The sequence below is a fragment of the Legionella gratiana genome (assembly GCF_001467695.1).
Classification (GTDB): domain Bacteria; phylum Pseudomonadota; class Gammaproteobacteria; order Legionellales; family Legionellaceae; genus Legionella; species Legionella gratiana.
Genome location: NZ_LNYE01000022.1, coordinates 421,425 through 435,802 on the forward strand (window position 1 = coordinate 421,425; position 14,378 = coordinate 435,802).

Below are 14,378 nucleotides of genomic sequence, written 5' to 3' on the forward strand. Positions count from 1 at the left end.
GCAATGTGACTATGAGCTATTTTTACGACTTACGTTTTGTTGCTCGCTAGCACACGAAAGTTCATTGCTAGCGAGCATGAACATTGGGGAGTTCTGTTAAATCACTTTATCATAATTTGCGTCGTTGCTAGTGAATTATATCCGTCATCCAACATTAATTTTACGTCATAAGCTCCTGGTGCAAGTGGCCAACTTGCATGAGCTTTGTACCAATTAATCCAATTTCCTTGTACGTTTTTGTTTGCATATTGAATAATGCCATTAATTTCCCCCTGAGTATAAAGACGAACGGTTTCATTCATTGTTCTATTCCTATCTTTAGGAGAAATACTTATATAATCATAGTAATACCCAGGTGCATTTTTCCAGATAATCTTAAAGGACTCACCCGATTTTAGTGATTTTTTTGAGACCAAAATCTGAGGCTTTTTATTTTGATATTCTCCTTTTACAAGAAATAGTTTCATGTGTTGTATCGGAAAATGAGATGCCTTAACTTTAAAACGTGAAACGATTGCGCGATGATCTGATGGCCAAGGAGTAAGAGAAAGACCCACATTCTCGCCATTTTTCTCACCGATGAGTTGGCTGTTAATTACTTGGACAGGACCTGAAGAAAAAATAAAATCAATACGATCAGGTAAGTCTTTATAGGAAGGATTGTAATTATCGATGGAACTTTTTACTGCTGCTCGTTTCGCAGGCCAGGTAATACTTGGATATTGGTAAGCATTAGGGAATATTTGTCTGTATGAATCTATAAAACCTTTATTTGCTGCATATTGAGTCACAGGCCAATTCATCACATAACGGTGATTGCGTTGTTTCTGTAGTGTGGCATGAGACCAATCCAAATGAGAAGGTGAATTGAAATCACCTGTTAAAAATACAGGCACGCCTTTTTTGGCTAAAGCTGCTAATTGATCAATGACAGGTTTTATTTCTGGCAAACGTATTTTCAATTCGTTTTTACGAACAGTTCTTGCATCAAAACCTTGCTTAATGAGATCGGGACCATAGGGTTCATCAGGTAAATGCACATTGGCTACAGCAACAAATTGTTTCGGTTTTATTTCAATTAAGACAAATCTTTGTTGCGGTGCTGTTTTATATAATGGAAATCGTGAAATAACATGTTGATATGGATCATAATGCCAATTTAATGCTTTTGCTAAACGCTTAATATTCCCCCACGCCTCTTGAATACCCACTACATCCGCTTTAGATTGTTTAATTGCTTTAACCACCTGATTAAAATCAATTTGTGTTCCGCCATTTTCAATATTAAAAGTCATGATAACAAACGGTTTTTCATTTAATTCTGCATGAGCAGTAGCAATAATGAATAAAAGAATAAAAAATAAAAAGACATCGGATTGGAATTGAAACAACCGCCTTAAGCAATTCATTTTGCTGCCCTTAATTTAATGTGATTTCGAGATAATGATCTTATAAGATCCGGCCTATTCCTGGAACCATTCAGTCTATAAAGTCATTTATGATACAATAGCGTTAAACAGCAAAAAAATGCAGAAAATGGATAACTATTTCTGCATGTAACTCTGTTAAACTAATCTTCTCAATTAGCAACAATTAGAGATGTTGATGAACAAATCTACCACCTATTTTCTGCAAGGTATGTGCTTTCTTATTCTGGCTCAGATTATGGTAGGCGTGAATATTGTTGCTTCTAAATATGTGCTGTCGTCAATCCCAATTCTGTTTATATTAACACTACGATTTACACTAGCCGCTATTATTTTATTTTTTTTGCATTGGCTCACTCCATCCAAAAAAATCTCAATGAGCTATTATTTTTCTAAATTAAAACAAAAAGATTGGTTTTTTATAATCGCACAAGCGCTTTCTGCAGGAGTGCTTTTTAATTTCTTTATGTTAGGAGGGCTGCAATACACTGATGCCAATGTTGCTGGTATTATTACCAGTGCATTACCTGCACTTATTGCACTCATGTCTTGGATTATTCTTAGTGAAAAAATATCAGGGAAAAAAATTATTTGTGTGGGGTTTGCAACTTTAGGCCTAGCCATTATTGGATGTGATAAATTAAACGGTGTCCAAGCAAGCCATTCATTTTTGGGAGATATGCTTGTTTTGCTTTCTCTTATACCCGAGGCAACTTACTATATTTTAAGTAAAATGCATACTCCCTCGCTTCCTGTATTTTTAATTTCCTCCTTACTTAACGCAATAAATGCTATATTATTGTTGTTTTGCCTGTTTTTTTGCCCTTGGGATAATTTATCGATTCACTTTTTTGATTGGCTCATTTTATTTGTTTTAGGCTTAAGTACAGGTCTTTTTTATGTTTTTTGGTATCTTGGCTGTCAACAAGTAGATGGAGTAATGGCTTCTTTATCCACAGCGGTAATGCCATTAGCTACAGTAATTCTTGCATGGATAGTACTTGGTGAGCACTTAACCACAGGCCAAACTATAGGTATGGGTATGGTTCTTCTCTCTATTGCAACTTATGCGAGACGGTAGAAATACAAAATGGATATGCCTATGAGGCATTTATAACAACGATAAAATTAAGGATCTAAATTGATTGCTCAAAAAAAATGGGAGCATTTTTCTCATGAATCCGACATAGGTGTGAGAGGTTTTGGTTCTACTTTATCTGAAGCGTTCGCAATGGGGGCTCTTGCGCTGACCCATGTTATTACCCATTCACAATTAATTCAACCGCTAAAAAAGTTTCATATACACTGCGAGGCCCCCAATCAAGAAATTTTATTCGTTGACTGGTTAAATGCCATTATTTATAACATGGCAATCCATAAGATGCTTTTTAGTCAGTTTGATGTCACGATTAAAGGATTGAAGTTAACTGCTATAATAGCAGGAGAACAAGTGGACATTACCCGGCATCAACCCGCAGTGGAAGTTAAAGGAGCTACTTTTACTGAATTAAAAGTTCATCAAAATAATCAAACTTGGATAGCACAATGTGTAGTTGATGTATAATTCTACAATAATCAATTGCAATGCACCTTTTTTAGGAAATAAGGCAAAACGATGGACTTAAATTTGTTAGAAAAAATCAGTGATTTTGAATGGCGAATTCCCAAGCATAGAAGGATGCGAGTGCCTGGATTTATTTTTGCTTCGGAAAGCCTGTTGCGCGATATGGATATGAAAGTGTATGAACAAGTGTCCAATGTAGCTACGTTACCAGGAATTGTTTGTGGCTCCTATGCAATGCCTGATGCTCATTGGGGATATGGATTTCCTATTGGTGGAGTTGCGGCCTTTGATCCTGAGAATGAAGGAATCGTATCTGCAGGAGGAGTCGGTTTTGATATTTCTTGTGGGGTAAGGCTCTTAACCACTGGACTTAAACGTGAAGAATTTGAACCTTATAAAGAGCAACTTGCGGATGCTTTATTCGCCCATATTCCAGCTGGTGTAGGCAGCAAAAGTCGCATTAATCTGACTTTGAAACAAATGGATGATATGTTACGTGGCGGTGCTGTTTGGGCAGTCAAGCAAGGATATGGAGATCAGGAAGATTTAGAGCGTATTGAAGATTATGGTTGTGTTGAGGGAGCATTACCAGAGCATGTTTCAGAACATGCAAAAAAACGTCAAAAAAATGAAATGGGTACTTTAGGATCAGGTAACCATTACTTAGAGATACAAGAAGTAAGCAAGATATACTGCGAAAAATCAGCTGCAGCATTTGGTTTAGCTCAGGGTGATGTAGTTGTGAGCATTCACTGCGGTTCGCGTGGTTTAGGTCATCAAATTGGAACCGATTTTCTACGTTCCATGTTAATTTACGCGCAACAACATGGAATTCAATTAATCGATCGGGAGTTAGCTTGCGCGCCTATTTATTCCTCAATGGGTGAACGCTATTTAGGAGCTATGCGTGCTGGAATTAATTGTGCCTTAGCGAACCGTGAAATCATTACCCATTTTATGCGCGAAGTTTTTCAAGATGAGATACCTGGCACCAAAATAAGACTTATCTATGATGTATCGCATAATACCTGTAAAGAAGAAACGCATCTGATAGAAGGTAAACCAAAGCGTTTATTCGTGCATCGTAAAGGTGCTACACGAGCTTTTGGACCAGGTCATCCCCAATTAACTGCTTCTTTTAGTCATGTAGGTCAACCTGTCATCATTGGTGGCAGCATGGGAACGGCTTCTTATGTTTTAGCAGGAGCAGCGAATGCTGAAAATAAGTCTTTTGGTTCAGCATGTCATGGTGCAGGACGTGCCATGAGTCGACATCAAGCAACAAAACAATGGCAAGGGCGAGAAATAATAACTCAATTAGCACAACAAGGCATTTTGATTCGCAGCCGTTCTTACCGAGGAGTGGCAGAAGAAGCTCCTGGAGCTTATAAAAATGTGGATTTTGTTGTCGATGCCGCACAAGACTCCGGTTTAACTAAGAAAGTAGCCCGATTGCTCCCTATTGTGTGTGTGAAAGGATAATTTTTTATTCATGAATACCTCTTCTTTATTTCCTCTAACGCCATTCCGATTGGATTACACGGTTTGGGCGTTACAACGAAGAGGAAAAAATAGTGTGGATCATTGGGATGGCCATGGGTGTGACCTCCAATTGATGTATGATCCCCTTATAAATTTAGCCTATTTCTGCCCTAACAAAATCTTTACCCAACAATTCAAATGGTTCTAGTGGAGCCCAATTATAAAATGGCTCTGATGCAACACCAAACATTCGCCTTAATGTGGTTTCAGAACTTCCAGCAAATATTACTTTAATAGTATCTTTTCTTACGTCTAAGGCCGCTCTCAATGCATGCGCAAAATGGGAATTTTCTTCATAAACAAGTACTTGAGCTTCAGTTTGTGACATAATCTTCTTAAAAGTTCTTAATGTATTTAAGAAGTATTAAATATATCTAAATAATACTTATCAATTAGATAAGTTCTTAAAGGTTATTAAATCAAATAAGAACTTTTAAGAACTTTCAAAACAATATAACTTACTGTTTAAGCGATTAATTTTTTTAATTACTTCTAATTCATGAGCCAATTAGGGGTCGTGGGTGAGTAGAACGGCCAGATCACTCCGACCGAACCCTCCTCAGAACCGGACTTGCGGAACTACCGCATCCGGCTCCCGATAGATCAGTGTCCCCACACATATTTCAGCGTTGTTCAGAACATCGATACCGTTTTCCAGTATTTTGGAAACCCTTCGGCTTGTAGTACTTGCAACAGCTTTTTCCATGTCACCCTTCGCTTACCCCCACGGCGATTTAGCCACTGCAGTAGTATACGTTTTGTCCGCTCCAGAAATTGCCCAATTCGCCTTTTATTGTCCGACACTCCGTGGTAATTGACCCATCCTCTCACTACCCTGATGACCGTCCGAATTACCTCGTTTGTGTCTTTTACGTTTAGATTTTCCCAGAGATACTCCCTCAGCCCTCTGAGTTTAGCTGCGAATCGATCTTTACGGCTTGTATATTTCAACCGCCAAAAGCCTTTCCTCGCCATGCCCCAGTAGCAGGTAAAGCCTAGGAAATTAAACGTCGGCAATCTAGCACCTTCTTCTGAGGCTTGTTTTGCTGCAATTCGTCCCGCTGGTATTACTTGGGATTTGTCCGCATGCATTTCTAACCCACCTCGAGCAAGACGCTTGGGTAGCACTTCATAAAATCGTTGCGCTTCACTTTGCTTTTCAAACACGAAGACCATATCATCCGCAAAGCGGATCAACTCAGCCTGTCCCCTGATATGGGTTTCTGCAATGGCAGTGAACCACTCATCAATTAGGTAATGTAGATATACATTGGCCAAAATTGGCGATAAGATAGAACCCGCTGGACAACCGCGCGAGTTCTTAACTTCCTGCTCTCCTTCCAGAATAGGTGCCGTAATCAATACCTCGATTAGCCTTAGGAAGCGGTTATCTGTTATTTTATTTCGCAGTAACTTCATGATCACTCCATGTGGAATTGAGTTGAAGTACTTACGTATATCGATTTCCACTATAGCACCCTTTGGATTTCTGTAGGTTGCTTGGCTTAGTGCCTTTAATGCCGTATGACAGTTCTTTCCTGGCCTATACCCATAGGAACAGGCTAAGAATAAAGGCTCGTAGATCTTGTTCAGTATTGTACTGACTGACAACTGAACTAGCTTGTCTTCTAAACAAGATATAGCTAAGGGCCTTGTACTGCCATCTTCTTTCGGTATTTCCGTTATTCTTGCTGGTTTCGGTCTGTAGGTCCTTCTGCGTAACTTTTTGATGAGTGCTTTGATATTTTCATCTAGCTTCTCACCATAAGCTTCCTTGCTGATTTTATCGATACCAATGGCTTTATTCCCGTCTAGCCTTCGGAACTGTTCTTTTAGCATATCAGAGTTTAACAAGTGTCCCAGATTGTTAAATAAGATTGGCTTGTCTTTCCCTGATAGCTCGCCTATGCGCTCAAGTTTCGTTAACCATGATGGTCTGTCGTTGCTGTGTACAGTCATTGTTTCTCTCTTTACGCTCGATCTATCTGCCAGCCCTTCGCTCCACAGGCGTTACCCCGCTTCATCACTAATATGACCGACTCCGACTTCCATCTGACTCATTTCCAAGGCCTCGTGTTTTGCACTTGCGCCTCAGATACTCCCTCCATGGAGAAGCAGTGGATCTCCTAGGTTCCACACATAACTTTATAAACTCGCCAACGCTTACAACTCCGGCTGGTGCTATTTGATGGATTTATCAGTTTGACCATCAAGTAGCTGTTGCCTGCTACTCTTCCAATGGTATCGGCACCAAACGACTAGTGGATTTCGGAGCTATTAACCAGCGTTCAACTCCTTTTCGGCTCGAATATTTCGCTGTCTACGCTTCATCTTCTTCGTTACCTTAGAAAATGCAAGACTCGCTACGCAGCGATCTGATTTATCTTCTGCGACAGGACTTTCACCCGCAAGTTATGTGCAGCTTTGCCTAGCGCACTGGAATAACCACCAAAAGTGTTAATTCTGAGAAAAGCTCTATTCTAGATAAAAAAACCTAACATCTTTAACTTTCTACAGAGTGGCATAAAACACTAAGTGTTTCATCTCCAAATAATTGTATTTTAGACGGATATTTTCTAAGTAAGGAGTTATAACTATCAGCGGAAAGATTTTCGCGATTATATTTGCCTTGAGTTGTGGCTTCCCAAAATAGTAAAAAATCATCCACACAGGCAAATTCAAAATCACAGATAGCATAATTTTCTATAACCGGGAATAATTTCTGGGCTAGCTCCTGATTTAATCCTATTTTCGTATACAGTATTTAATACTATTGTAAGCGATGATACAATTTGCAATAAGTCTCACTGCATGGGCACTGATTCGGTTGTTGACAATTTATAAGGATATAAAATGCATATTACAAAGTATATTCTCCCAGTTTTTATTAGCATGTCTCTTTATGCATACGATTCTGATTACATAGGAACACGATCAAATCCTATACCGCTTAAAGGCGGAATATTTGGCGTTCTTGAATCAGTTACTATTTATCTGTATCAAGATATGAGTTTTGATATTACAGATAATAATATCCTTATATTAAAAGGTACCTTTATAAATAATACAGATAGTATTAGTTACAGTGATCATATTGCTTTTTCAAACAAAGTTTATATTGAAAGTAATGGAAAGAAAAAAACTTGTTTACAAACAGTTTTGTATAAACCAGATATTTACAGTTATAAAACAGATTGGTTTTGCCCTGCTTAGACAATCCAATAAAACAAAATGGTTTCATTAAGGAATTTGGGTAAACAAATTACCATTTTATGCTGTGGGATATTTTGTGAAAGCTCACTTCAAGTATGCTCGGCCACTATTTGTATTCTATGCTGATGAAGTAAAAATAAGCTAATTAAGATCATTAAGAGACCTTGATAATCCTTAAGGGGTTCTGGTTAGGAACCCCCAAAAATGCTCAGTCTAAAAATAAATCAATTTTTCTATTTTGATCTCTAGTTTCCAAGTTTCAGTCAGTTTTTCGACTTAACTGACCATAATTCCACATAAATCTATTTTCTGGTAATATCACATTTTTTAGTCAAAGATTATTATATTGGATCATATATGCCATTATTTACCTCACAAGATCTCGTGCCTTTAGCTAAAAGTAATTTAGGTTTAAGACTCACAGGGAATACAAATGAGGCAAAATCAGGTGGATTTGGCGACGCAATACCGTTATCTCATCTTGGTGGAGCTAAAGATATTATAGAATTTGTAACGTTGTCTTTTCTTCCTGAACCGCCAAAAGATCAAATGGAGGCTATCTATAATCGATACAAGAAAATTGATATCCACTCGAATGATTGCATGCCTCGATTGATACTACATTATGCTGCAAAGAATAATATTGGCGATGCTAAGGAACGGTTATCTTATCAAAAAGATGATGTAATGACAGCGTTTTATTTTAAATTAGAACTTATGTCGATTGAGTCTGAAGCTAAAAAGCTAGTTTCTTTTTATACCTCTACATCAACGACAGCCCCTTTAGAATTAATTACAAGCCAGTGTCCTTATTTAGCCCAAGAATTAGCTCATAATTTTAATGAAAAATTTCTGTTACGCTTGAAGATAAATTGGGATGCATATGCAACTAGTGATGACATGGATTATCTATTTTTGTCAGACAATCTTCAGATCCGAAACTATGACGAAGGTTACGATTTTAATAATTATCCTTTGGGAAAAGTAGGCCGCCATCAATTTGATGCTGCAAATGTTGTAGAGCAGGTAATGTTTTTAGGTGGTGAAAATCGTACGCCTGATGCTGAGAAGAATTTAGAGCAACGTATTTTTAATTCTATAAAAAGTATTATGCGTAATAATTTATATCAATCATTACGTCAGCTTCATCAAAATATCGAAACAAAATTATCACAACATTTAGACTATCCTATTGATTTTAAAAAGGCTTGCAACGAGATGATCGCATTAGTTGCTAAATTACAAGAAAATGAACAGCTTTCATTTGAAGAATCGATTGATTTGATGAAAAGGACAGAAAGCTTAATTGATAATCCAGCAGAATATAAAACATTTCTTACTGCAGCGAAAAATTATCGTATGGTTTCTGGAGGAAAATTATCAGCATATATGATGTTGATTGCTGGTTGGGCTGCTAAGATTATGACAATAAACTGTATTGGTGATGCTTGGATTAAGCTTGCAACGGAAAAGCTCGAGTTAATTTCAACATCTCAAGAACTTGCTAATGTTATTCAATCCTACTCAACCAGTCTATAAAGATAGCTTGTTGTCTTATCTGGCCTTAATATAGCTATCCAGAAATGAATGAGATTTCATCATGCGACCTAATTGTTTTCTAAAATCCTATAAAAATGGTGTAACACTGAGTTCAGAAAACACTCATCATCGTCATGCACCCAACATTCAGTCTATTATGCGTTTGCCCTTCAATGTTTATATACTGGATCATGGAAGCCGTATTAAACAAGCGAATGAACCCTGTTTAGCTTCTGCTGGTTTACTTTCATTAAACGATGCTTATAATAAAACCGTCCAGGATTTAGTGTCTCCTCAGTTTTCTCAAACTATTTTGCAAAAGGATCAAACTGTTTTAAAGCATAGAAAATTGCAAATATTCGATGAAACAGGCGTCATTAATAACAACTTAGTGAATACCATAGTACCCATTAATCAATTTGTGAACAAAAACATGTGTTTTTGAGATACAACGTTTACAAATTTAAAGATCAGTTATTTCTAGGCAATAATTAGTGCAATTTTTGGAAATTAAATCCTCGTATCAATAAGAATAAAATTTGAATAATTCTTATAACCTGGCAAAAATAGACAGGTTACATGTTTATATTAAAGCAGTAAAATTCCTTATTTTTGAGTTGAGGTATTTACTGATGTATCGATCTACTGTAGAAGAAAGTGCTCGTTTAGAAGATAACCTTCTAACTGCTAGCCGTGATGGGAAACTTGATGAAGTAATGCGATTAGTACAAGCGTTTCCCGATCTAATACATTCACCTAATGTTGCAGGAAATACTCCTTTGCATCTAGCAGTAATTAAGGGACAGGTTGAAATAATTGAGTTTTTATTGAAAAATGGAGCAAAAATAGACGCAGTCAATAATTGTGGACTTACGCCATTTTGCGAATCTTTGCTGCGTGTTCCACCCTATCACGATCACTATCCATTAGAAACCTTTGAAAGAATCGTAAAACTTTTCATAGAGGCTGGACTTGATTTAAACGAAACGGCTCATATTTCTAAAAGTTACCTAGGTGACCTGGCATTCTCTGGAGCCTTAGAAGCAAGTAAAATTCTCGTAGCAAATGGTGCTGATATCAATATCCAGGACCAGTTTGGCTTTACTCCTTTGCATAGTGCTGCTTGTGGTGTTAGAAAAGGTTATTTTGAAAAAGAGCAAGCAGAAGTTGGTAAATGGCTTATTAGTATTGGTGCTGATAAAAATGCTAAAACCAATGATGGCAAAACAGCTCTCGATTTTGCAAAAAAATTTGAGCATTCAGACCTAGTTAATTTGTTGAAACCTCATTCCCCATATCCTTTTTTCTTACAACATCTTAAAGTTGAATCTAAACAACTAGCTGATAAAAAAGTAGCCAATGCTTTATGGCTATCTGATAAAGATGTGACAACTACCAATATCTCTAAATCAGAATTTGGATTATGGGCAGAAAAAAAATCTCTATGCTTTAATCAAGACAATGTTGAAGAATCCCTTTCACAGTATGTGATGAAAAAATAGTATCGAAGCCTATTTGGTTGCATTTGTTTGCAGATAATAAATGCAGCCATTTTTGAACAGAATACTTAAATTTACAATACTAATTCATATTACGAGGCGAGTCAGGATACCTGTAAATCACTACTTAAATTGAGTGGTTATAGCGCTCGCTAGGCTTGTTATTAACTCAGGTCAATAAGCAAATTGCTAAGATAAGCCCAATGGAAATCCAGTATTTAACTTGACCTCTTTACCTAAAGAATTACCGTGACTGTACAAAAATTACCTATAAACTACAAATGAAATTCATATAAGTCGTCATACAGTTCAGATTATTTTATTGAAATCCAACTGATTAACTAATAAATTTATTTATAAATTATTTAGAATTCACACTGTTCATTTGAAGTAACGAGACAATGTATTGATCTTCCAAAAAAAGGATTGAATCATGTCTACAAACAAAAAATTAAAATCTTATCGGCAAAAAAGAGACTTTAGGAAAACCCAAGAGCCCAGAGGTACTGAAAAAAAGAAAAAAAATGACACTATCTTCGTCATTCAAAAGCATGATGCCAGCCACTTGCATTATGATTTTCGTTTACAAATGAATAATGTATTAGTCTCTTGGGCTATTCCTAAAGGACTTTCAACAGCAGCTAATAAGAAAAGATTGGCCATTCGTACAGAAGATCATCCACTCGATTATGCCAAATTTGAGGGTATTATTCCTAAAGGAGAGTATGGTGCTGGAACAGTTATGGTATGGGACTATGGTCATTATGAACCAATTATTGATGATGAAGATAAAAAATCAATGCTAAAAGCATTAAAAGAAGGTTCTTTAAAATTCTACCTCTATGGAGAAAAAATAAAAGGAGGTTATGCCATGACTCGTACCAATTTCAAAAAAGATAAGGAACAATGGATAATTTTCAAACTCGATGATGATCAAGCTGATGCTCGGAAAAATCCGGTCAGCACGAAACCAAATTCAGTATTAACTGGTCGTTCTTTAGATGAAATTGCTAAAGATGAGAAAGAAAATGAATAAATTATTCAAACAATTATCCAATAAAATGAAAATGTTATTGGATAAGAGAGAACAAAATAAGCATATCTCCCCTATGTTAGCGACGCTTACTGAAGATTACTTTTCAGATGAGCAGTGGATCTATGAGCCAAAACTTGATGGACAACGCTGTCTTTTATATAAAAAAAATCATGAAATCAGTATGATTTCACGAAATCATGTGGAACAAAAAGAATTTTATCCTGAAATAGCTGAAGCTTTAACTGATTTTCAGGGCAATTTTATTATTGATTGTGAATTGGTTGCATTTAAGAACAAAATAACAAGTTTTGAACAATTACAACATCGAATGCACGCCAAAAAACCAACTCAAGAATTAATTAAAAAATATCCCGTTTATGCTTACGTCTTTGATTTTATCTATTATGAAGAATATGGATTAGAAAAATTGCCCCTTCGTAAACGTAAAGCGTTACTCAAAGCTGCTTTTAACTATAAATCCCCCATTCGTTATCTTTCTCATCGCAATAAAGAAGGAGAAAAGTACTTCAAGGTTGCGTGTGAAAAAGGTTGGGAAGGTCTGATTGCGAAAGATGCAGCTGCGTCCTATCAATATAGCCGATCTAATAAATGGTTAAAATTTAAATGCATAAACCAACAAGAATTTGTTATTGGAGGTTATACAGAGCCCCATGGTACTCGCACTGGTTTTGGTGCTTTATTAATTGGTTATTATGAAAATACAAAATTAAAATTTGCAGGCCGCGTGGGAACTGGTTTTAATGATGATTTTCTTAATTTTTTATCCAAAAAAATGAAAAATGAGGAACAAGAATCTTGTCCTTTTAGTACATATGATGAGCCAGAAAAGAATGTCCATTGGCTAAAACCTAATCTTGTTGCTGAAATCGGTTTTACAGAGTGGACGCGACGTGGAAAATTAAGACATCCTCGTTTTTTGGGTCTTCGTAATGACAAGGATGCAAAAGATGTACATCGAGAAGATAAATCAAAATAGGGAATATGTACCATTTTAGAGTGAGTCACTATGAACATTGCAGGCATTGATATATCTCACGCAGATAAACTACTTTATCCAGATGACGAGATATCCAAAAAAGAAGTCGTAGAATATTTTTATAAAATCTCTGAGTATCTTCTACCTTTTGTACAAAAAAGACCCATAACTCTCAAACGATATCCTGATGGGATTACCCAAGAAGGCTTTTATAACAAACATCGTCCTGATTATTTTCCTGATTTCATTGAAGAATTTATTGTACCAACCATACAAAATGATTCTGAAATGAAAATGACAGGTATTAGCTCTAAAAAAGCATTAGTTTATCTGGCAGGACAAGATGTTCTTGAATTACATAGTTCACTATCCACAATATCTTCTATTGAAAAGCCCGACCAAATTATATTTGATTTTGATCCCCAAGATAATGATTTTAAAAAGGTTCGTGAAGTAGCTTTTGCTTTAAAAAAGCTATTGGATGAATATGGTATCACAACCTTTGTCAAAACAACTGGTTCTCATGGTCTTCATGTTCATATGCCACTTAAGGCGCACCACAAATTTGATAGAATTAAAGAAATATCAAGAAAAATAGCAAAAAAACTACACAAACAATACCCAAAAATAACTACTTTAGAACAAAGAAAAAATAAACGTGGAAATAAAGTATTTATTGATTTTTTACGTAATGATTACGCCATGACTGCAATAACACCTTATTCTTTACGAGCTCTAAAAGGAGCTCCAGTAGCAACACCACTAGAATGGGAGGAGCTGAATGATTCTTCGTTAAATCCCCAATCTTATCATTTGAAGAACATATTTCTACGCTTAGGGAAAAAAGAAAATCCCTGGAAAAATTTCAATCAATATAATCGACACATAGACCTACAAGATCTATTTGAGATTCGGGGTGATTAGAATAGCCATCGCCCTCCCCTACTATTGGCTTTTAACTTCGTGTGTATTTACCAGTATATGATTGATAATGTTTTTCAAGATTGTCCATATAAACCGTATAATAAGTATTGTTATCGCAGAATAACATATACCCAATAAGATGTATTATTCACTTCTAATACCCATTTTATGAAAATAGTTCTTCTATGGTTTCCTGCATTTCATCTTGGCTTGGAATAACGAAATATTTCTTTTATTGATACATTTCCACTTAGCTCTTGAGCAAAATGCACCCCATGTTTATTGGTTACTTTTTTAAAAAGATATGTCGTAGTTTATGAGGATTAAATTCAAATTTTTCATTTTCGGATAAGAATGCCAAAGCTTGCCTTAATATCCTCTGACAAATACGGTATACATTTAAAGTTTTTTACCCACTAAAGAGTTTCTAGCCCTTTCTATGACCTCAACAAGTAATCATAATTTGTTCCGAACAAATCAACACTTAGCGCCGTTACACGAGGCCAGAAAATTTCTCCATCATGTTGTTTGTGGAAATCATGAAGCTGTAGCAGAGATGCTTGAAAAGAATCCAGCTTTAATGCATATCAGGGGACAAGTAACCGATTTATCAGGCCGCAAATTTACCAATATTAGT

Annotated in this window: 13 protein-coding genes and 1 pseudogene; 11 read left to right on the plus strand and 3 right to left on the minus strand. The window is 36.2% G+C overall.

From position 1 onward, the window contains the following. Positions 1-101: 101 nt before the first annotated feature. Positions 102-1,409, minus strand: coding sequence for an endonuclease/exonuclease/phosphatase family protein (locus Lgra_RS09680; protein WP_058499046.1), 1,308 nt, complete (start codon positions 1,407-1,409; stop codon positions 102-104). Between the two features lie 196 nt (positions 1,410-1,605). Here Lgra_RS09680 and Lgra_RS09685 point away from each other — a divergent pair, with 196 nt between their 5' ends. Genes Lgra_RS09685 through Lgra_RS09695 form a run of 3 tightly spaced genes read left to right on the plus strand, consistent with a single transcriptional unit; the run spans position 1,606 to position 4,473 of the window. Continuing rightward, entirely contained in the window at positions 1,606-2,508 is a 903-nt protein-coding gene (locus Lgra_RS09685) for a DMT family transporter (RefSeq protein WP_083502888.1), read from the plus strand. A 60-nt stretch (positions 2,509-2,568) separates the two neighbouring features. Continuing rightward, positions 2,569-2,991, plus strand: a complete 423-nt coding sequence (locus Lgra_RS09690) for an archease (protein WP_058499048.1) — start codon at positions 2,569-2,571, stop codon at positions 2,989-2,991. Positions 2,992-3,042: 51 nt separating this feature from the next. Beyond that, positions 3,043-4,473, plus strand: a complete 1,431-nt coding sequence (locus Lgra_RS09695; protein ID WP_058499049.1) for an RtcB family protein — start codon at positions 3,043-3,045, stop codon at positions 4,471-4,473. Positions 4,474-4,627: 154 nt separating this feature from the next. Here Lgra_RS09695 and Lgra_RS09700 read toward each other — a convergent pair whose 3' ends face one another. Both Lgra_RS09700 and ltrA read right to left on the minus strand, forming a co-directional pair. Further along, positions 4,628-4,861 (minus strand): hypothetical protein, encoded by a 234-nt coding sequence (locus Lgra_RS09700; RefSeq protein WP_058499050.1) that lies wholly within the window; start codon positions 4,859-4,861, stop codon positions 4,628-4,630. A gap of 305 nt (positions 4,862-5,166) precedes the next feature. After that, positions 5,167-6,492: a group II intron reverse transcriptase/maturase gene (ltrA, locus tag Lgra_RS09705; RefSeq protein WP_058499051.1), complete on the minus strand. Its 1,326-nt coding sequence runs from the start codon at positions 6,490-6,492 to the stop codon at positions 5,167-5,169. 894 nt (positions 6,493-7,386) lie between these two features. Here ltrA and Lgra_RS09715 point away from each other — a divergent pair. The 8 genes and pseudogenes from Lgra_RS09715 to Lgra_RS18295 all read left to right on the plus strand — a co-directional run. Further along, on the plus strand, positions 7,387-7,746 hold the full coding sequence (locus tag Lgra_RS09715; RefSeq protein ID WP_058499053.1) for a hypothetical protein: 360 nt from the start codon (positions 7,387-7,389) through the stop codon (positions 7,744-7,746). Positions 7,747-8,130: 384 nt separating this feature from the next. Then, a complete protein-coding gene (locus Lgra_RS09720) occupies positions 8,131-9,285 on the plus strand; it encodes a hypothetical protein (RefSeq protein WP_238584415.1) in 1,155 nt (384 codons plus the stop codon). Positions 9,286-9,346: 61 nt separating this feature from the next. Then, positions 9,347-9,730, plus strand: coding sequence for a hypothetical protein (locus tag Lgra_RS09725; protein ID WP_058499055.1), 384 nt, complete (start codon positions 9,347-9,349; stop codon positions 9,728-9,730). Positions 9,731-9,824: 94 nt separating this feature from the next. After that, complete coding sequence (locus Lgra_RS09730; RefSeq protein WP_131743534.1) at positions 9,825-10,787, plus strand: ankyrin repeat domain-containing protein; 963 nt, start codon at positions 9,825-9,827, stop codon at positions 10,785-10,787. Positions 10,788-11,217: 430 nt separating this feature from the next. Continuing rightward, positions 11,218-11,820: a DNA polymerase ligase N-terminal domain-containing protein gene (locus Lgra_RS09735; protein ID WP_058499057.1), complete on the plus strand. Its 603-nt coding sequence runs from the start codon at positions 11,218-11,220 to the stop codon at positions 11,818-11,820. Next, entirely contained in the window at positions 11,813-12,817 is a 1,005-nt protein-coding gene (gene ligD / locus Lgra_RS09740) for a non-homologous end-joining DNA ligase (protein WP_083502889.1), read from the plus strand. Before Lgra_RS09735 ends, ligD (Lgra_RS09740) begins: the two co-directional genes overlap by 8 nt. A gap of 30 nt (positions 12,818-12,847) precedes the next feature. Next, complete coding sequence (gene ligD, locus Lgra_RS09745) at positions 12,848-13,741, plus strand: non-homologous end-joining DNA ligase (protein ID WP_058499058.1); 894 nt, start codon at positions 12,848-12,850, stop codon at positions 13,739-13,741. 439 nt (positions 13,742-14,180) lie between these two features. Beyond that, positions 14,181-14,378, plus strand: a pseudogene (locus tag Lgra_RS18295) (hypothetical protein); the annotation flags it as partial.

Coding starts and splice junctions, on each gene's coding strand:
- Lgra_RS09680 (WP_058499046.1), bottom strand. CDS start 1,409: ATGAATTGCTTAAGGCGGTTGTTTCAATTCCAATCCGATGTCTTTTTA.
- ligD (WP_083502889.1), top strand. CDS start 11,813: ATGAATAAATTATTCAAACAATTATCCAATAAAATGAAAATGTTATTG.
- ltrA (WP_058499051.1), bottom strand. CDS start 6,492: ATGACTGTACACAGCAACGACAGACCATCATGGTTAACGAAACTTGAG.
- Lgra_RS09715 (WP_058499053.1), top strand. CDS start 7,387: ATGCATATTACAAAGTATATTCTCCCAGTTTTTATTAGCATGTCTCTT.
- Lgra_RS09735 (WP_058499057.1), top strand. CDS start 11,218: ATGTCTACAAACAAAAAATTAAAATCTTATCGGCAAAAAAGAGACTTT.
- Lgra_RS09700 (WP_058499050.1), bottom strand. CDS start 4,861: ATGTCACAAACTGAAGCTCAAGTACTTGTTTATGAAGAAAATTCCCAT.
- Lgra_RS09685 (WP_083502888.1), top strand. CDS start 1,606: ATGAACAAATCTACCACCTATTTTCTGCAAGGTATGTGCTTTCTTATT.
- Lgra_RS09695 (WP_058499049.1), top strand. CDS start 3,043: ATGGACTTAAATTTGTTAGAAAAAATCAGTGATTTTGAATGGCGAATT.
- Lgra_RS09725 (WP_058499055.1), top strand. CDS start 9,347: ATGCGACCTAATTGTTTTCTAAAATCCTATAAAAATGGTGTAACACTG.
- ligD (WP_058499058.1), top strand. CDS start 12,848: ATGAACATTGCAGGCATTGATATATCTCACGCAGATAAACTACTTTAT.